Genomic DNA, 18,800 nt, shown 5'->3' with positions numbered 1-18,800 from the left:
TCAATTCACCTGCCGCTCATAGCCTTCCCAATAGGGCGCGCGCAGGTCCTTGCGCAGGATCTTGCCCGATGGGTTGCGCGGAAGCGCGTCGATAATGTCGATCGATTTGGGGACTTTGAACGGTGCGATGCGTTCGCGCGCCCATGAAATGACGCTGTCGGGATCGATGGTTGCGCCCGGCTTTGGCGCGCAGACAGCTTTCACCGCCTCACCCCATTTGGGATCGGGAACACCGATTACTGCCACCTCAAGCACATCGGGGTGACCATAAATCGCGCTTTCGACCTCGGCGGGATAGACATTTTCGCCGCCCGAAATGATCAAATCCTTCACCCGGTCGTGGATGTAGAGATAGCCATCCTCATCCATATAACCGGCATCGCCGGTCTTGACCCAGCCATCGCCGGTCATCGTCTTTTCGGTGGCTTCCTGCAGATTCCAATAGCCGATCATGTTGTTTGAAGACCGGGTCCAGATTTCACCCACTTCGCCGGTTGGCATTTCGTTGCCCTCGGTGTCGACAACCTTGATTTCCACGCCGGGCAGCGGCTTGCCTGCGCTGCGCATACGGGGATTGCCGTTGGGATCATGGTCCTCGGGCGGAAGCATACAGATGGTGCCTGTCGTCTCGGTCATCCCGTAATTCTGGATGAACCCGCATTGGAACATCTGGATGCACTGACGCAGCAATTCGAGCGGGATCGGCGCCGCCCCATAAAGAATATATTTGAGGCGGCTGAAATCGACCATCGCGCAACGCGGATGCTGGAGCAGAATATGCAGCGCCGCCGGAACAATGAACAAGCGTGTCACACCACCGTTTTCGACCGAATCAAAGAAACCGTCGGGTGTGAATTCGGCGAGGATGTAAGCAGGAAGACCGGCTGCCACCGACATGATGCCAAGCCCGGTGCCGCCGATATGCGCGCAGGGCATGGCGACGAGTACAACTTCGTCATCATCCCATTTGGTATAGGCCAAATCGGCCTGGTTCGAATGCTTGCGCAGCGCGAACAGGTTGCGGTTAGAAAGCACCGCGCCCTTGGGATTGCCGGTGGTGCCCGATGTGTAAAGCTGCAGCACCGCATCATCAGGGACCGAAGCCTCGAACGGCGCGCGCATGGTGCCGTCGACCATCGCCCGCGCTTCGGGATCGGTGATCACCTCTTCGACCTGCGGCAGCAGACCCTCCATCGACGATGGAGCGGCTTCGAAGCCTTTGCCCAGAAAGAGGATCTTGGCCTTGGTATCGTTGATAATATAGGCCCATTCGGGCGGAGCGAGCCGCCAGCCGACTGGCACCATGACGATGCCCGCACGCGCGGCTCCGTAAAAGAGCGTGAAATAAATATCGCTATTCTTGCCGATCCAGGCGATCCGATCGCCTTTCTTCAAGCCCTTGGCGAGCAATGCCGTCGCGACCCGCGCGGTGCGCTCTTCAAGTTCGGCATAGGTGAAGTAACGGTCTTCCTCGCGCATCGCGAGGCGATCGCCGCGTTCCTCGCCCCAATGGCGAATGAACTCGTCAAAGGTGTTCAATTCCGAAACATCGGCCATCTTCTCTCTCTCCCAAGAAGATCGGCTGGAAACATGCACAGCCGCTCCAGCCCCTAATTGGCGAGGTGGGCGCGGCTGTCAATGTGAAGTTTAATCGTGCGATTAAATTTTTTGTATCACTCTGCCGCTACGGACAGCTCGGCTTCCTTCCACACTAGTGTGGGCTTGCGTGCCGCCAGCGTTTCGTCAAGGCGGCGGCGCGGTGCAAAGTGCGGAGCGGATTTGAGTGCCGGATCGCCCTGCTTCGCCCGATTGGCCACCGAACGCAGCGCGCCGATGAACTGGTCAAGCGCAGCCTTGCTCTCTGTTTCGGTCGGCTCGACCAGCATCGCACCGTGGACGACGAGCGGGAAATAGACCGTCATCGGGTGATAGCCTTCGTCGATCAGCCCCTTGGCCACATCAAGCGTCGAGAAGCCTTCTGCGAGGCCGTTATCGGTGAACAATGCCTCGTGCATGCACGGGCCCGATGCGCCAAAGGGAGCCTCAAGCGTGCCTTCCAGACTGCGCAGGATATAATTGGCGTTGAGCACCGCATCCTCGGCCACTTGACGCAAGCCGTCAGCACCGTGGCTCAGAATATAGGCCAACGCGCGAGTAAACATGCCCATCTGGCCGTGGAATGCAGTCATGCGGCCGAAAGTTTCGGGATGCATTTCGCCTGCGGCTTCCTCTTCGAACAGCTTGAAGCTGCCATCGGGCATTTTCGCGACAAAGGGGATCGGGCCATATGGCGCCAGCGCCTTTGAGAGCACAACCGGCCCCGAACCCGGCCCGCCGCCGCCATGCGGGGTCGAGAAGGTCTTGTGCAGGTTGATGTGCATCGCATCGACGCCCAGGTCGCCGGGGCGAACACGGCCGACGATGGCGTTGAAATTGGCACCGTCGCAATAGACATAGCCGCCCGCTGCATGCACCGCGTCTGAAATGATCTTCAGATCGCGCTCGAACAGGCCGCAGGTATTGGGGTTGGTGATCATAACGCCAGCCACATCGGGGCCAAGGCGCGCCTTCAGCGCCGCGACATCAACGCGACCTTCAGGCGTAGCGGGGATATTCTCCACGCTGAAGCCCGCAAAAGCCGCTGTCGCCGGATTGGTGCCGTGCGCGCTTTCGGGAACCAGGATGACCGGACGGTCTTCGCCGCGCGCATCAAGCGCAGCCTTGATCGCAAGAATACCGCAGAGTTCACCATGTGCGCCTGCCTTGGGCGACATGGCCACACCTTGCATCCCGGTCAGGTCGACCAGCCAAAAGGCGAGTTCGTTTATCACCTGCAGCGCGCCCTGCACCGTTTCCTGCGGTTGCAGCGGGTGGACGTCTGCAAAGCCCTTCATCCGTGCGACTTTTTCATTCAGGCGCGGATTGTGTTTCATCGTGCACGAACCGAGCGGGAATAGCCCAAGGTCGATGGCGTAATTCTGCCGCGACAGGCGGGTGTAATGGCGCACCGTTTCGGGCTCTGAAAGACCCGGCAGACCGATCTCGCGATTGCGCTCCAGCCCGCCGAGGCGCGATTGCACCTTGGGTGCGGGGTCGAAATCGACGCCGGTTGTGTGGCTGTCGCCAATCTCGAAAATCAGCGCTTCTTCGAGCATCAGCGCGCGGTTTCCGGTGTAGGTTGCTGCCGCCATGACGTCAGTTTCGCCCATTTGTGGCTTCCAGCCGCTTGCGTTTACCGTGCTCATGCCCCAACTCCCTCAACAAGCGTCTTCTGCAGGGCGGTTGCAAATGTTTCGATATCCTCCTCGCTGACCACTTCGGTCACCGCGACCAGAAGTCCGTTCTCAAGGGTGGCTTCGCCTGGATAGAGGCGACCGAGCGAAACCCCGCCCAGAACCTTCTTCGCCGCCAGCTTGTGCACCACATCGCGGGCGTTGACGGGCAGTTTCAGCGTGAATTCGTTGAAGAAGCTGTCGTTCACCAAGGTTACGCCGGGGATCTGCGTGAGCCGCTCTGACGCCTGCACTGCCTTGGCGTGGTTGAGTGCCGCCAGATCGCGCAGGCCACGTTCACCCAGTAAGCTCATATGAATACTGAAGGCTAGGGCACAAAGACCTGAATTGGTGCAGATATTGCTGGTCGCCTTTTCGCGGCGGATATGCTGTTCACGGGTCGAGAGCGTCAGTACGAAGCCGCGCTTGCCCTCGGCATCAACCGTCTGGCCGCAAAGGCGACCGGGCATTTGCCGAACGAATTTTTCCTTGCAGGCGAACAGGCCCACATAAGGCCCGCCAAATTGCAGGCCAACACCAAGCGATTGCCCTTCGCCCACAACGATATCAGCGCCCATTTCACCCGGAGCCTTGATCGCACCCAGTGCCACCGGCTCTGTGACCACGGCAATGAGCAGCGCACCATGCTCATGTGCTTTCTCAGCTATCGCGCTTAAATCTTCAATGCGGCCAAGAATATCGGGATATTGCACAACCACGCAGCTGGACTCGTCATCGATCGAGGCAAGCAGTCGATTGGTGTCAGTTTTGTCAATTTCAGGCGATGCGGTATCGAGTGTATCACCGGTAAACCGCGCCATCGTCTTCGCAACGCTGACATAATGCGGATGCAGACCGGAGGAGATGACGGCCTTGCTCCGCTTGGTCACCCGTCCGGCCATCCCGATGGCTTCCCAGCAGGCGGTCGAGCCATCATACATTGAGGCATTGGCAACATCGCAGCCTAACAGCCGCGCCACCTGTGTCTGGAATTCGAACAGCATCTGCAGCGTGCCCTGCGCGATTTCGGGCTGGTAGGGGGTGTAAGCAGTCAGAAACTCGCCACGCTGAATCAAATGATCAACGCTTGCCGGCACATGGTGCTTATAGGCCCCTGCCCCTAGGAAGAACGGGTGATGCGCCGCAGCCATATTCTTACGCGCCATGGCCGAGAAATGCCGCTCGACCGCCATCTCGCTCGCATGCATCGGCAGGCCGGCAATCGGCCCTTTGAGCCGTGCTTCTTCGGGCACATCGATAAACAGGTCATCAATCGATGCCGCGCCGATTGTGGTGAGCATCGCCTGCCGGTCGGTGTCTGTCAGGGGTAAGTAGCGCATCGTCTTTCCTTCTCCCCTCCCGCTTGCGGGAGGGGCTGGGGGAGGGCCTGAAATTCGGGGAAGAGCTGGCCCTTACAGGCCCTTCCCTAACCCCTCCAGCAAGCGGGAGGGGAACTTCTCAAAGACCGTCCACAAATGCCTTGTAAGCCGCAGCATCCATCAACCCGTCGAGCTCTGACGGGTCACTCAGTTCAAGCTTGAAGAACCATCCCGCGCCTTCGGGATCGCTATTCACCAGCGCCGGATCGTCGGCGAGCGCATCATTACCCTCGGTGACCGTACCCGAAACCGGCGCATAAACGTCAGAAGCTGCCTTTACCGATTCAACAACCGCCGCATCGCCACCTTTGGAAAGTGTCGCACCAACTGCAGGCACTTCAGCAAACACGATGTCGCCCAACTGGCCCTGCGCATAGTCGGTGATACCAACCGTGGCAGTGGTGCCTTCGACTTCGATCCATTCATGCTCGTCGGTGAAATAACGGGTCATTTGCTCGCTCCTCGTTTTTTGGTTGTCGCGATTTCAGACTTGTCAGGCTTTCGCCTGACTAGAAATCGCTCTGCGGTGATATCGATGGGGTATGAAAGGCATGGCCGCGACGGCCATTGGCACGCGCTTGCCGCGCACCTCAGCCTCAAGTGGCGTTCCGATGCTGTTATGGTTAGCAGCTACATAGCCCATGGCAATCGGTGCGCCGACGCTGGGGGCAAAGCCGCCTGAAGTGACAACCCCGATCTGCGTGTCACCCGCAAAGATCGGCGCGCCTTCGCGCACCGGCATCTTGCCTTCGACCGACAGGCCAACCAGCTTGCGGGGCGGGCCTTCGACGATCTCTGCGAGGATCCTTTGGGCACCCGGAAATCCACCTTCGCTGCGGCGGCGCTTGTTGATCCCGAACATGAGCCCTGCCTCAATCGGAGAGGTATCGGGCGAAAGATCGTGCCCATATAAAGGCAGCCCGGCCTCTAACCGCAGCGAATCCCGAGCGCCAAGACCAATTGGTTTCACTTCGGTCTCATTGCAAAGCAACTCAGCTACCTTCTCAGCCTGGTCGGCTGGTATCGAGATCTCGAACCCGTCCTCTCCAGTATAGCCAGATCGGCTAATCGCCGCAGGAATGCCGTCCAATTCAAAATGGCCGAAATGCATGAAGGTCAGCACTGATAGCGGCCACTCACCGACGACGTGGCGTTCGAGGGCAGCAAAGGCTTTTGGCCCCTGAAGGGCAAGCAGCGCCCGATCTTCCAGATGATTGATCGTCACCGCTTCAGTCAGGTTTTTGCGCAGATGGGCGATATCGTCCCACTTTGTCGCGCCATTCACCACCAAAAAAAGTTTATTCGGCCAGCGCGAGACCATGAGGTCATCGAGCACACCCCCGTTCTCGTCCAGCAGAAGTGAATAGCGCTGATCACCGAGATTGAGCGTGCTAAGATCGATTGGCAGCAGCGCCTCGACTGCAGCGTCCAGACCTTCGCCCGACAGGAGTAACTGCCCCATATGGCTGACATCGAACAACCCGGCATTTTCGCGGGTCCACAGATGTTCGGCCATGATGCCTTCATATTGGATCGGCATCGCATAGCCCGCGAACGACACCATCCTCGCGCCCTTGGCACGGTGCCAATCGCCTAGCGGAAGTTCGCGCATTTCGGTGTCGTCGCCCATAAATTCTCCGCACATAGGTTCAGCCAGCGACCGCGTCGCTGCCTGCCCCCTCTGTCACGGATACCTGAGAGCTTTACCCCTTCGGTGGCCCCGCCTTGCACGGAACGCTTTCCAGAGTGTCGCAAAAGCCAAAACGGTCCTTTTGCCTGAGAGATTCCGGGGCGGTTGCTCCTTCGGCGCCCGCCTTCGCCTATCGGCTATGGCGGAACTCTCCCGTTTCGTCAGCGACTGACTCGGCCTTGGCTTTTGGTCGCCGCAGAGTCAACCGGCGAGCGCGCGGATCGCATCATTTTCGTGGATATGTTGGCCCTGCCCGCCTGCAAGCGCCAGATGAGCGATAGCTTGGGCGACGGCCAGCGCCGGAATCGAGCGGTAACGGCAAAGTCCACCGACCATCAGCAGGTCTGTCAAAGGCGCGAGCATGATCGCCACGCTCTCTCCCGGGCGGCTTTCGGGGCGTTCCCCTCCGGTCAGCAGACCGGGACGGAGGAAGTCAACACGGTCGAAGCCCAATTGCGCCATAGCCGCTTCGGCTTCGCCCTTGGTCTGCAGGTAGAAATTGGAAGCTTTTGCCGAAGCACCAACCGAGGAAACGGCAGTCATGTGCCGGGCACCTGCATCTTTGGCGGCCTTGGCAAAGCCTGTCACCAGATCGAAATCTATGGCGCGGAAGGCGGCTTTTGAACCTGCGGTGCGCATGGTCGTGCCGAGACAGGATATGGCTACATCTGCTTTGATCGCCGCAACCTCATTCGCCCAATCCGCCGATGCCGCTTCATGCACAATCACGCCCATTGGCACCCGTTCGGGTTTACGGCGGACGAGGATGTGGCATTCAACGCCCTCGTGCCCTGCTAGCGCAACAACCAGCTGCTTGCCGATGAGACCTGTTGCACCTGCAATTACCACGCGCGTCATTTGCCGAACCCTTCATGCTCACCGCCGAAAATGTCACGGTGACAATTGACCGCGAAACGGTCGGTCATCCCGGCAAGGAAATCGCCAATGTGGCGCGCACGCATTGGCTGCTCGACGGGCAGGCTTTCGCGCCATTCCTGCGGGAGCAAAGCAGTATCGCGGCTATAGGCTTCGAACAAGTCGGCAATCGCCTTTGCCGCGCGTTCCGCGGCGCTGATCTGGGTGGGGTGGTGATAGAGATTGGCATACATGAACGATTTCAGAGTGCGCTCGCGCTCTGCCAGTTCGTCAGAGAAACCGCCAATGGTGCGTTCCGCAGCACGCACATCGTCGGAGGTCTCGATACCCGCAGCGGATATGCGCGCTCTGGTGGTTTCAATCACATCATTGACCATCACGCCAATCTGCTCACGGATCAACTCGCGCAGCAGCGTCTCATGCCGCGCGCCCGGATAACGATCGCATATAGCCCGCCAGCGCCGCTCGACAAAAGGCAGTTCGAGCAATTGCTCTAGCGTCAGCAGGCCAGCGCGAATGCCGTCGTCGATGTCATGATTGTCATAGGCGATATCGTCGGAAATCGAGGCAATCTGGGCTTCCAAAGACGCGTGCAGCGCCAGCCCCAAGGGGAACTCCGCATCAATTTCGCTAAGCGCCCAGTTGGGTGCGAGGACTGGCCCATTATGCTTGGCGAGACCCTCCATCAATTCCCAGCTGAGATTGAGGCCCGGCCATAAGGGATAAGGGCTTTCCAGCTTCGAGAGCGTGCGCAGCGTCTGGGCATTGTGATCAAAGCCGCCAAAGGGTGCCATCGCGGCCTCCAGCGCATCTTCGCCAGCATGGCCGAAGGGTGGATGGCCGATATCATGCGCCAAGCACAGTGCTTCGGTCAGATCCTCGTCCAGCCCGAGCGCCCGCGCAATGGTGCGGCCGATCTGGGCAACCTCGAGGCTGTGGGTCAGGCGAACACGGTAATGATCGCCGTCGGGCGCGATGAACACCTGCGTCTTGTAGCGCAGACGGCGAAAGGCGATTGAGTGGATGATCCGGTCGCGATCACGCTGGAAGATATTGCGCGGCCCGCGCGCCTCGCCACCCGGTTCAGGATGGAGCCTTCCACGGCTTGTGTCGGGAATGCAGGCAAAAGATGCGCGGCTGTGCATGGGCATGCGCTTTGCACCAGAGGCGTTAACAAAACCAGCCGCTATTTGCCGCCCAGTTTCTTCACAATGGTGCCATTCTCGCTGTTCCAGACAAAGCCATTGCCGCCTGCCTTACGGTAATCGGCTTCCCATTTTTTTGCAGTCTTGGCGTCAGCAAATGGCCCGACCAGCAAGCGGCTCGATTTGCCCCAGACCGAGGTCCAGCCTTCCTTACCCTTGAACAGTTCGGGCGATTTTTTGGCAAAGCGGCGATAGTCACCGCCGAGTGCCGCTTCAGCCCCCGTTGCCACCTGCACCCAAATGCGCGCGGGTTGCGGCGGCGCTTTGGGTTCGACCTTGGGTTTCCCAGTTTTCGGGTCTTTGGCCGCAGTTGCTGCGGCTGTATCAGCCTTGGCTTGGGCCTTCTGAATCGCTTTCAGATCAACCGGCGCGACGGTGCGTTTCTGTTCGCTTTCAGGAATTTCAATCGACTGCACCAAAGCGTCCAGATCGAAAGAAGCGGTCTTTACAGGTTCGGCCTGCTGCACCGGCGGCAATGTGACCGGAGGCAGCGCTTCTGCCGTTGCAACCGGAGCACCCGATACTACCGCCGGTGATCCGCCATCCAGAACAGGCCCTTGAACGGCCGGTTGTGTGGTCTGCGGCGCGGGCTCGACAATCAGATTCTCAGCAACCCGTGTTTCAGCCGGGGCAGAAATGATAACCGGGGGTTTGGCGGCTGGCGGGGTGACAGCGACGGGATCGCTCCGCACAGGCGCAGGAATTGGCTCGGATGCAGTCACTTGCCGCTGGCGCACTTCATCGATCGCGCTTTTCGGCGTGACGACTGTGCTGGTTTCGGCGGGAATTGATGCTGGCCTATTCACCGTCGGCGTCGCAATTGCCACGGAAGGCGGAGGTGATGGTGGCGGCGTGCTGCCCGGCAAGATGATGCGTACAGGCGCGCGCGCCGCATCGGGGGGAGGAAGTTGCGCTGTTGAAAGGACGACCTGCTTGGCCTTCGACGCTTCATCAACTTTTTGCTGCGCGGACGCTGTCGAGAAACCGGGCTTGGCATCATTGCGCGCCACTCTTGTTTCGCCAGGCTTGGGCTTCTTTTCGTCCTTTTTGGTTGAAGACGGCTTTTTGGAAGAATTACCGAGGGGTTGTCCTGAAGGTATCAAACGATCTTGGCCTGTCGCGGCGCTGGCAACTTTGGTTGTTCCAGTCGCAGCCGCAATTTGGCGCAATTCGGGCGTATCTTCGCCAATCCGGCCAACCGGAAAATGGCCGAAATGCATTGCCGCCGCACGTTGCGCATCGGTCATTCTGGGCATCTGGCGGAGGAAACCCTCCATCCGCCGAGCGGATTCGGGCGAAAGGAAGCCTTCCGCAATCTGCATGGCTTCCTTCAAATTGCCGCGTGCTGCCAGCATCATCGAACGGGCGCGCCATGCCTCCGGGTCGTTGCGTTGGAGCAAAGGCACCAGCAAGCCATCCGCCTCGTTCGCTTTGCCCGCCATCGATAGCGACATGGCATAGCGGCGGGTCAGATCGTCACTGTCGCCAAAGCTGCGCGCCAATTGATAATCCTGATGCGCGCGGGCAAAATTGCCGAGCAGGTCAAACGCCAGCGCCCGATCGAGCGCGATTGAGCGTTCGGTGGCACCAAGCCGGATCGCATCGTCAAAATAGCGAAGTGCTTCAAAGGGGTTTTCAGTTCGCACCATCGCCGAACCCAGCCCCGCTATCGTCCGCGAATTGCCGGGTTGGATGCTGTTTGCTCGGGTAAAGAAGTTAAGCGCAGCAGCCGCATCGCCCAATTTCAGCGACGCATGCCCTGCATCGGTTAGCGCTGCCGGGTCTGATGGGCGCAATGCCATACGGCGCACTGCATCGCGTAGTTCGATCGAAGCAGGGGAGTCATATGCCGGTTTAACTTGCGGCTTGGCCTGATCGAACTGGTCGAGCACGCTTTCATCGGCATCCTGCGCAGCGATCGGCGCTGCCAGAACTATCGCCAGTGCAAGAGTAAGCGGGACCCGTTTCATATATATCATTGGCCCGCAAATGTGATGCGCATGGCGAAATTGCAATCACTACGCATCAAAGCGCGCCGGATTGTGCCGCATGCTCGACAAGCGGCTTATCCGGCGCGTATTTAATCAGCTATTGCTCTGGCGATCGAGGAAACGAGGTATGTTGACCCCGCCGGTAGTATCCTCTTCGGGTTCGTCATTGCCGCGGGTCAGGCCCCGAGAAAGGCTCGACATCCGTTCGAACAAAGTGCCGCCACCGGTCGATACGCGCGGTGCAGCCGGAGCAGAATCGTCCTGTCCCTCCCCATAAGCAGGTGCAGCCTCTGCAACCGGCTCCTCCTGTTCGACATGGTATTCGCCAAGCTCAAACTCAGCTTCTTCAGTTGCTGGCGCCGGTTCGGCAAGATCCAGAACGCCATCATCTTCTTCCGCCGATTCTTCACTATAGTCGAAAGCTGAGGCTTCGGCTTCTGCAGACGGCTGATATTCTTGATCCGAAAGTTCAAGCGGTTCCTCTATCGCCGGCTCTGGCTCCACAGCGGCCGGAGGAGTTGCATATCCACCCAGTGGTGTCGCTGGGCGGCTGTCAAATGCGTAGGAACGTGCGGGCTGGGCTGCCTCACCGTCCTGATCGATCCCTGTGGCGACGACCGAGACACGGATCTTGCCGTTGAGATTTTCGTTGAATGCTGAACCCCAGATTATGTTCGCATCGGGGTCGACCAATTCGCGGATATGGTTAGCCGCCTCGTCGACTTCCATCAGCCGCATATCTTCGCCACCGGTGATCGAGATGATGACGCCCTTTGCACCCTGCATCGACACACCGTCGAGCAGCGGATTGGCGATCGCCCGTTCGGCGGCCTCCAATGCGCGGCCATCGCCTTCGGCTTCGCCCGTGCCCATCATCGCCTTGCCCATTTCGTGCATCACTGAGCGCACGTCGGCGAAGTCGAGATTGATCAGGCCGGGCATGACCATCAGGTCGGTGATACCACGCACACCCTGTTGCAGCACTTCATCGGCAAGCAGGAAGGCTTCCTTGAAGGTGGTATTGGGGTTGGCGACAAGGAACAAATTCTGGTTTGGAATGACGATCAGCGTGTCGACATGCTGCTGCAGTTCAGCAATCCCCGAATCCGCCGAACGCATGCGGCGCGATCCTTCGAACAGGAAGGGCTTGGTGACGACACCAACGGTCAGAATGTTCATTTCGCGCGCAGCGCGGGCGATAACTGGCGCCGCACCGGTACCGGTGCCGCCGCCCATACCAGCGGCGATAAAGCACATATGCGCACCCTGCAGTGCACTTTTGACCTGCTCAATAGTTTCTTCAGCCGCGGCACGACCAACTTCCGGGCGCGAACCCGCACCAAGGCCTTGGGTGATGTCGGGACCAAGCTGGATACGATATTCGGCAGGCGATGCGTTGAGCGCTTGAGCGTCGGTATTGGCGACGACGAAATCGACACCTTCTACGCGTGCGCCGATCATGTTGGCGATGGCATTGCCCCCTGCCCCGCCGACACCGATGACTGCAATTTTGGGCTTCAGTTCATCGACAACTGGCGGACCGATGTTGATGCTCATTCCTGTTCACTCCCTTGGCCGGTCTGGCATAAGTAAAAGAAGTTCAAAAACCCCCGTTAACTGTGTCTTGTGGCACAAAATTCAGGGCAAAACACGTAAAAGTTACCCACAGGCTACGGGTTGTTCTTGTGGCGCGGCTAGAGGTTCTCGCGGATAGCCTGCATGATGCGCGCGATAACGCCGGTATTAGTAGATTTTATAGCACTATCAGAGCCTTGCAGGCCTAAGCGCAGATCGGATGGGTTCGAATTGGCATAAAGCGCCAGACCTGCCATCGTCGAAAATGCTGGTCCGGAATGGGCATCGGGCAGGCCGGGCAGCTCGGTCGGCCGACCAATGCGCACCATACGCCCCAGTGCCGCCTGCATATGGTCCGCAAGCCCCTTCAATTCGGCACCGCCACCCGTCAGGACTACATGGTGTTTTCCCGGATTGGAAAAGCCCATTTCCTTCAAGGCGCGACCAATATCGGCCACCATTGTATCGATGCGCTGCGAGATGATCGAATTGAGCTGAGCACGGGTGATCTTTGGCCGTTCAGCCTGCGAGGGATCACCGGGTGGCCCGACGTCGAGGCTTTCCTGATGGTCACGCGGCGAAGTGATGGCCGACCCGTGAAAGCATTTGAGGCGTTCGGCTTCGGCACGGCGAATACCAAAGACTGAGGCAATTTCGTCGGTAATGTCTGCGCCACCATGGTTGAGGGTGACAAGCCCGGCCAGCATGCCGCCAATGAACACCGAAACATTGGTAACCGCCGCACCCATTTCGACCATCGCAACGCCCAGTTCGCGCTCTTCGGCGCTCAGGCAAGCGAGCCCAGCGGCAACCGGGGATGCAACAATGGCATCGACCCCGAGATGCGAGGCACGCGCGGTCATATCCAGATTGCGCACTGGTGCAGGATCCGCCAGCACCGCGTGGATTTCTACGCCTACCCGATCAGCATAAAGCCCCAGCGGATTGGCAACTCCACCATTGCCATCGAGTGCATAAAGCGTCGGGCTGACATGCAGCACAACCTTGCCGCGGGTATCGATATTGGCGCGACCGGCGGTCAGCAGGTCGTCAATATCGGCTTGCTCGACCTTGTCACCACCCAGATCAATCTCGACCGGAGAGAGAAGGCTATCCAAACCGCCGGCAGACATGCCCATCCAGACACGATCGATATTGATGCCTGCAATCCGTTCCGCCTGCTCGACCGCATGACGAACCGAAAGCTCCGCCAGTTGCATGTCGGATATGCAGCCGCGCACCACGCCCTTGCTTTCGCGCTGGCCCGTACCCAGCACGTGGATCGCCCCGCCTTCATCGACCCCGGCAATCAGCGCGGAAACCTTTGAAGAGCCAATATCGAGCGTGGAAATAATCTTGTCGTACCGCACCGCCATCAGGCCGCATCCCCGCTTTCCCCGGCATCGGCAGACGGCTTTTCGCTTGGCTTGATTTCAACCGGCTTTTCCTTCGCCGCGCGGCGCATATAGGCGCGTTCGGGGTCGCGCAGGTCGAAATGGATGATGTCACGGCCCAGCAGACGATGCACCCCGTCCATGCGGGTGAAGTTGACGAGCGCCTGCGCCGCCAGATTGTCCCCCTCGGGCAGCGACAAGGTTTCGCCGGTCTTGAAGCGCAGATCCCAGCGGCGATTTCCCACCCAGCTGGCGCCAGCCACCTGATCCTTGAGCGACTGGGCGCTGTCGAGCAGCTTGGCCAGCGCAACCACTTGCCGGTCGGCGCCATCGCCGTTGATGACAGGTAAGCCACCGATCTCTGCGCGCGATATTTTTTCGAGCTCGGTGCCCTGATCATCGATCAGCGAAAAGACCCCGTTTCGATGCCACACCGCCGTGGGTTTGCGTTCCAATATATCGACCACCAGCGTATCCGGCAGACGACGGGTAACCCGCACATCCTTGATCCAGCCATATTCGATCAGGTCGGCGCGGATTTTGTCGATATCGACCAGCGGCATCGCCCGGTCCTTTTCGGCGAGCACGATGTCGTACACCTTAAGCTGGTCGACACGGTCCATGCCAGTAATCTCGACGCGCTTCACTTCGAACCCGGCCTTGGCGGCGACCTGGGCATATTGCTGATAGGCGGCCTGCGGGACACCGAACCAGTTGGCGACAATCAGTGCGATCACCAGCAGCACGGCCAGCACGCCCCAAGTCAGCACCCGCTGGATATCCTGTTCGGTGAAGGGCAGGATGCGGAGCAGGCGATCCATGATGCTGACTTGCCTGACCTTTTTGCGCGGCGCAGGCTTGCGCGCCTTGGCAGGAGCCTTGCGTGCCGTAGCCGTCTTCATGCCAACGCCTCCTTGACGAGGATGTCGACCAGTTGTTCATAGCTGATCCCCATTTGCTTGGCCTGTTCGGGAACAAGGCTCAACGGGGTCATGCCAGGCTGGGTGTTGGTCTCGAGCACGAATACACCATCGCGGCCCAGTTCATCATCCCAGCGGAAATCGGTGCGCGACGCGCCCTTGCAACCGAGCAATTCGTGCGCGCGCTGCGCCAACTCCATCATATAATCTTCAATATCCTTGGGGATTTCGGCAGGGCAGATATGTTCGGTCAGGCCATCGGTATATTTGGCGTCGAAATCATAGAAGCCACTTTTGGGCTTGAGTTCGGTAACGCAGAGCGGTTTGCCGCCAAGCACGGCAACGGTCAATTCGCGCCCCTTGATGAAGGGTTCGGCGAGCAGAGTATCGAATTCTTGCCACGGGCCCGTCGCGTCACGCGCGATGGGCGAGCCGTAATTGCTATCAGCCTTGACGATAGCAACTCCAACCGAGCTGCCCTCGTTGACCGGCTTCAGCACATAGGGACGCGGCAGCGGATCGCCTAGATAGAGGCTTTCGCTTTCGACCATCGTACCTTTGGGCATCGGGATGCCACCGGGCACCAACCGCTGCTTGGTCAGTTCCTTGTCGATCGCGATCACCGAGGTGACCATACCGCTGTGCGTATAGGGAATTTGCATCAGATCGAGCATGCCCTGCACGCTGCCATCCTCGCCCGGAACGCCGTGCAGCGCGTTAAACACGACGTTGGGGCGCAAACCGGCAAGCACTTGCGCGACGTTGCGGTCCATATCGACCTTTGTTACCTTATAACCGACCTTTTCGAGTGCAGCGGCCACGTCGTTGCCGCTCATCAGGGACACCGGGCGCTCTTTAGACCAGCCACCCATCAATACTGCAACATGGACCGGCTCGCTCACTTTGCTTTTCCTACTCTTTGTATTTCCCAATGCAGATCGACGCCCGATTTTGCCTTCACACGGCGGCGGACTTCCTCGCCCAGTTCCTCAATATCTGCGCTGGTGGCGTCGCCGGTGTTGATGAGGAAGTTGGTGTGCTTTTCCGAAACCTGCGCGCCGCCGATCTGGAGGCCGCGGCAGCCAGCTTCATCGACAAGCTGCCAGGCCTTTTGTCCGTCGGGGTTTTTGAAGGTTGAACCGCCGGTTTTCGAACGCAGCGGCTGCGATGCCTCGCGGCTGGCCGAGATGCGATCCATCTCGGTCTGGATGGCTTCGGGTTCGCCGGGTTTCCCACGAAAACGTGCGCCGACGACGATCGCGCCATCGGGCAGTTCGCTGTGGCGATAGCTGTAGTGCAGCTCTTCGACCGGCAAAGTTATCAAATCGCCGTTGCGTAACACCACATCGCAATCGACAAGTATGTCCTTCACCTCACCGCCATAGGCCCCGCCATTCATGCGGACGAAACCGCCGACAGTGCCCGGGATCGAACGGAGGAATTCCATTCCCGCTATGCCGTTATCACGCGCGGTGGAGGAAACGAGAATACCGCTGGCCCCTGCCCTGCAATCGAGCGTGACATCGTCAACCTTCGAGACTTTGGCAAAGGCCTTGCCCAATCGCACCACCACGCCCGAAACGCCGCCATCGCGCACGATCAGGTTCGAACCCAAGCCGAGCGCCATCACCGGCACCGACGGGTCGAGCGCGTAAAGGAAATCGGCCAAGTCCTTCGCATCGGCAGGCTCAAACAGCCATTCGGCTGCGCCACCGCTCTTGAACCACACGAGCGGCGCGAGCGGCGCATCGTGCGTCAGCTTTCCGCGCACCGGTGGTAAGGCGTAGCATACATTCATGCACGCGCCTTTTTGATGGCATCGGAAAGACCAGCGGCCCATTTGGTGATGTCGCCCGCGCCGAGGCAGACGACCAGATCGCCTTCGCGGGTGGTCCCCGCCAATTCCTTCGCCAGCGCCTCGGCGCTTTCAATTTCCTGCGCATTGTGATGCCCGCGACGCTTGATCTTGCCGACCAGTTCGGCACTGCTGACGCCTTCGATCGGGGCCTCGCCCGCCGCATAGACCGGCGAGATATAGACGGTATCCGCATCATTGAAGGCGGTCGCGAAATCTTCCATCAGATTGCCGAGCCGCGAATAGCGGTGCGGCTGACACACCGCGATCACGCGGCCTTTCACACCTTCGCGTGCAGCAGAGAGCACTGCGCGGATTTCAACCGGGTGGTGGCCATAGTCGTCGATGATGGTCACGCCGTCGACCTCACCCACTTTGGTGAAGCGCCTTTTGACTCCGCCAAATTTTGCAAAGCCCGCCTGCACCTGTTCATCGGTCATCCCGCGTTCGAGGCCGACGGCAATGGCGGCCAGCGCGTTTTGCACATTGTGGCGGCCCGACATTGGCAGGAACACGTCCGCAATCTCGCGCTTGCTGCCATCGCGGGCGCGGATCACGACGTGGAAGGTGTTGCCACCGAGTTCGGGGCGGACATTGTCCGCACGCACATCGGCCTGTGCGGAGAAACCATAGGTCAGGATGCGGCGGTCGCGGATGCGCGGGATGATCGCCTGCACCTCCGGATGGTCGAGACAGAGGATGGCAACGCCATAAAAGGGCACATTCTCAATGAACTCGATATAGGCCGCCTTGGCCGTATCGAAATCGCCATAATGATCGAGATGTTCGGGATCGATATTGGTGACGACTGCAATCGTGCCATCGAGCCGCAGGAAGCTGCCGTCGCTCTCGTCGGCCTCGACCACCATCCAGTCGCTGTCGCCCAGACGCGCGTTCGAGCCGTAATTGTTGATAATGCCACCGTTGATCACAGTGGGGTCAAGCCCACCAGCGTCGAGCATGGCGGCAATCAGCGAGGTTGTCGTGGTCTTGCCATGGGTACCCGCCACCGCAACAGTATATTTCAGCCGCATCAGCTCGGCGAGCATTTCGGCGCGGCGGACCAGCGGGATGCGGCGTTCGAGCGCAGCCTCAACCTCCGGGTTACCGCGCTTCACGGCTGTAGAAGTGACCACAACTGCGGCATTGCCCAGATTTTCGGCGGCATGGCCGATCATCACCTTGATGCCGCGGCTGCGTAGCCCTTCGATCACATAGCCCTCGGCAATGTCGCTGCCCTGCACCGAATAGCCCAGATTGTGCATTACCTCGGCAATGCCGGACATGCCGATGCCGCCGATGCCGACAAAATGGATCGTGCCGATGTCGGTGCCCACACCCTTCATTAAACTGCTTTCCGTGCGAGGGCGGGTTCTGCGCTACCGAAACCAAGGCCCGATTGTTCTTTTGTCGAGATTGTATGCATCAGCGGTGCGCGTCCGAAGGATTCGACCAGATCGGCCAAATCGTGCACCGCATCGGGCCGCCCGCAGCTTTTCGCGGCACGTGCCGCATTTTGAAGCGTTTCGGGGATGAGTGCCATTTTTTGGATCTGCTTGGCCAGTTCGACCGGTGTGAAACCCGATTGGTTGATCGCCCGCGCGCCGCCTGCCTTGACCATCTCGCTGACATTATATGCCTGATGATTATCCATCGCCGAGGGTAGCGGGACCAATATTGCCGGGCGGCCCGCGCAGGTCAGTTCGGCAATAGTCGAGGCCCCTGCCCGCCCGATCACCAGATGCGACCAGCCGAGTCTTTCAGGGAAATCCTCCAAATAGGTCGCAAGCTGCGCGGGGATCTGATGATCGGCATAGGTTTTGCGCACGGTCTCGAGATCTTCAGCGCGGCATTGCTGGGTGACTTGCAGCCGACGGCGCAAATTGAGCGGTAACCGTGCCAGCGCATCGGGCACCACTTCAGACAGGATTGACGCGCCCTGACTTCCGCCGGTCACGAGCACGCGAAAAACGCCGTCCTCTATAAAGGGCGGAAAAGGCTCATCGCGCAATGCGATGACTTCTGCGCGCACCGGATTGCCGACCAGATGGACCTTGTCCTGATGCGCCGGTTTCACCCGCTGAACATCGGGATAGGCGGTGGCAATGGCATTGACCTTGCCAGCAACCAGCCGGTTCACCCTACCGAGCACCGCATTCTGTTCATGGATGATCGTCGGCACCTTGTTGGTAAAAGCCGCGAGCAATGCAGGCAGCGCCGGATAGCCACCAAAACCGACAACCGCGGTCGGATCAAATTCGTTGAAGAGGGCGCGCGCCATTCCCCGCCCACGCCAGATATTCCGCGCCGCCGCGAGCCAGCCGCGCGGGCCACCTGCTACTCTGCCTGCGGGCATGATGTGCATTTCCATGCCATCGGGGCAGCCGGGAATAGTCGATCCACGATTGTCGGTAATCAGCGCAACCTGATGCCCGCGCCGCATCAACTCGGCACCCAAGGCATAGGCCGGGATGATATGGCCGCCAGTGCCGCCAGCGGCGAGAACGAAATTGCGCGATACGCTCATGGCCAGGGTCTTTCCAGACTATATAGAGGCACATGACGGAGTCGATTTTGGCTCAGGGCAAGGCGCGAGGAGGGAGCAATGGCTTTCCATCGTGACCGACGAGCAACGCTGCCATG

15 protein-coding genes and 1 riboswitch are annotated in these 18,800 nt (G+C 59.5%); all 15 genes read right to left on the bottom strand.

Going from position 1 to position 18,800, the window contains the following annotated elements; genetic code table 11:
* Positions 1-1,557: a fatty acid--CoA ligase gene (locus ABL922_RS09375; RefSeq protein WP_349023950.1), complete on the bottom strand. Its 1,557-nt coding sequence runs from the start codon at positions 1,555-1,557 to the stop codon at positions 1-3.
* Positions 1,558-1,673: 116 nt separating this feature from the next.
* Positions 1,674-3,245, bottom strand: coding sequence for an aminomethyl-transferring glycine dehydrogenase subunit GcvPB (gene gcvPB / locus ABL922_RS09370; RefSeq protein WP_349023949.1), 1,572 nt, complete (start codon positions 3,243-3,245; stop codon positions 1,674-1,676).
* Positions 3,242-4,612 (bottom strand): aminomethyl-transferring glycine dehydrogenase subunit GcvPA, encoded by a 1,371-nt coding sequence (gcvPA, locus tag ABL922_RS09365; RefSeq protein ID WP_349023948.1) that lies wholly within the window; start codon positions 4,610-4,612, stop codon positions 3,242-3,244. Before gcvPA ends, gcvPB begins: the two co-directional genes overlap by 4 nt.
* Positions 4,613-4,730: 118 nt before the next feature.
* Entirely contained in the window at positions 4,731-5,102 is a 372-nt protein-coding gene (gcvH, locus tag ABL922_RS09360) for a glycine cleavage system protein GcvH (RefSeq protein ID WP_349023947.1), read from the bottom strand.
* Between the two features lie 42 nt (positions 5,103-5,144).
* Entirely contained in the window at positions 5,145-6,281 is a 1,137-nt protein-coding gene (gene gcvT, locus ABL922_RS09355; protein WP_349023946.1) for a glycine cleavage system aminomethyltransferase GcvT, read from the bottom strand.
* A gap of 124 nt (positions 6,282-6,405) precedes the next feature.
* A riboswitch (glycine riboswitch) is annotated at positions 6,406-6,507 on the bottom strand.
* A gap of 35 nt (positions 6,508-6,542) precedes the next feature.
* Positions 6,543-7,199 (bottom strand): NAD(P)H-binding protein, encoded by a 657-nt coding sequence (locus ABL922_RS09350; protein WP_349023945.1) that lies wholly within the window; start codon positions 7,197-7,199, stop codon positions 6,543-6,545.
* On the bottom strand, positions 7,196-8,362 hold the full coding sequence (locus tag ABL922_RS09345) for a deoxyguanosinetriphosphate triphosphohydrolase (RefSeq protein WP_349023969.1): 1,167 nt from the start codon (positions 8,360-8,362) through the stop codon (positions 7,196-7,198). The genes ABL922_RS09350 and ABL922_RS09345 overlap by 4 nt, the downstream gene beginning before the upstream one ends.
* A 41-nt stretch (positions 8,363-8,403) precedes the next feature.
* The gene (locus ABL922_RS09340) at positions 8,404-10,401 is read right to left on the bottom strand and encodes a hypothetical protein (protein WP_349023944.1); all 1,998 of its coding nucleotides are present in this window, start codon (positions 10,399-10,401) and stop codon (positions 8,404-8,406) included.
* Between the two features lie 105 nt (positions 10,402-10,506).
* The gene (gene ftsZ / locus ABL922_RS09335) at positions 10,507-11,970 is read right to left on the bottom strand and encodes a cell division protein FtsZ (protein WP_349023943.1); all 1,464 of its coding nucleotides are present in this window, start codon (positions 11,968-11,970) and stop codon (positions 10,507-10,509) included.
* A 137-nt stretch (positions 11,971-12,107) separates the two neighbouring features.
* Positions 12,108-13,364 carry a cell division protein FtsA gene (gene ftsA, locus ABL922_RS09330; RefSeq protein WP_349023942.1) on the bottom strand — a complete coding sequence of 419 codons (1,257 nt, stop codon included), beginning with the start codon at positions 13,362-13,364 and terminating at the stop codon, positions 12,108-12,110.
* Complete coding sequence (locus ABL922_RS09325; protein WP_349023941.1) at positions 13,364-14,284, bottom strand: cell division protein FtsQ/DivIB; 921 nt, start codon at positions 14,282-14,284, stop codon at positions 13,364-13,366. Before ABL922_RS09325 ends, ftsA begins: the two co-directional genes overlap by 1 nt.
* Entirely contained in the window at positions 14,281-15,204 is a 924-nt protein-coding gene (locus ABL922_RS09320; RefSeq protein ID WP_349023940.1) for a D-alanine--D-alanine ligase, read from the bottom strand. Before ABL922_RS09320 ends, ABL922_RS09325 begins: the two co-directional genes overlap by 4 nt.
* Complete coding sequence (murB, locus tag ABL922_RS09315; RefSeq protein ID WP_349023939.1) at positions 15,201-16,100, bottom strand: UDP-N-acetylmuramate dehydrogenase; 900 nt, start codon at positions 16,098-16,100, stop codon at positions 15,201-15,203. Before murB ends, ABL922_RS09320 begins: the two co-directional genes overlap by 4 nt.
* Entirely contained in the window at positions 16,097-17,503 is a 1,407-nt protein-coding gene (gene murC, locus ABL922_RS09310) for a UDP-N-acetylmuramate--L-alanine ligase (protein ID WP_349023938.1), read from the bottom strand. The genes murB and murC overlap by 4 nt, the downstream gene beginning before the upstream one ends.
* Positions 17,503-18,684, bottom strand: a complete 1,182-nt coding sequence (gene murG, locus ABL922_RS09305) for an undecaprenyldiphospho-muramoylpentapeptide beta-N-acetylglucosaminyltransferase (RefSeq protein ID WP_349023937.1) — start codon at positions 18,682-18,684, stop codon at positions 17,503-17,505. The genes murC and murG overlap by 1 nt, the downstream gene beginning before the upstream one ends.
* Between the last annotated feature and the right edge of the window lie 116 nt (positions 18,685-18,800).

Source organism: Sphingorhabdus sp., assembly GCF_040079335.1.
Taxonomy (GTDB): Bacteria; Pseudomonadota; Alphaproteobacteria; order Sphingomonadales; family Sphingomonadaceae; genus Sphingorhabdus_B.
The sequence above is the reverse complement of the archived record's forward strand: the minus strand, read 5'-3'. Positions and strand labels throughout refer to the sequence as shown.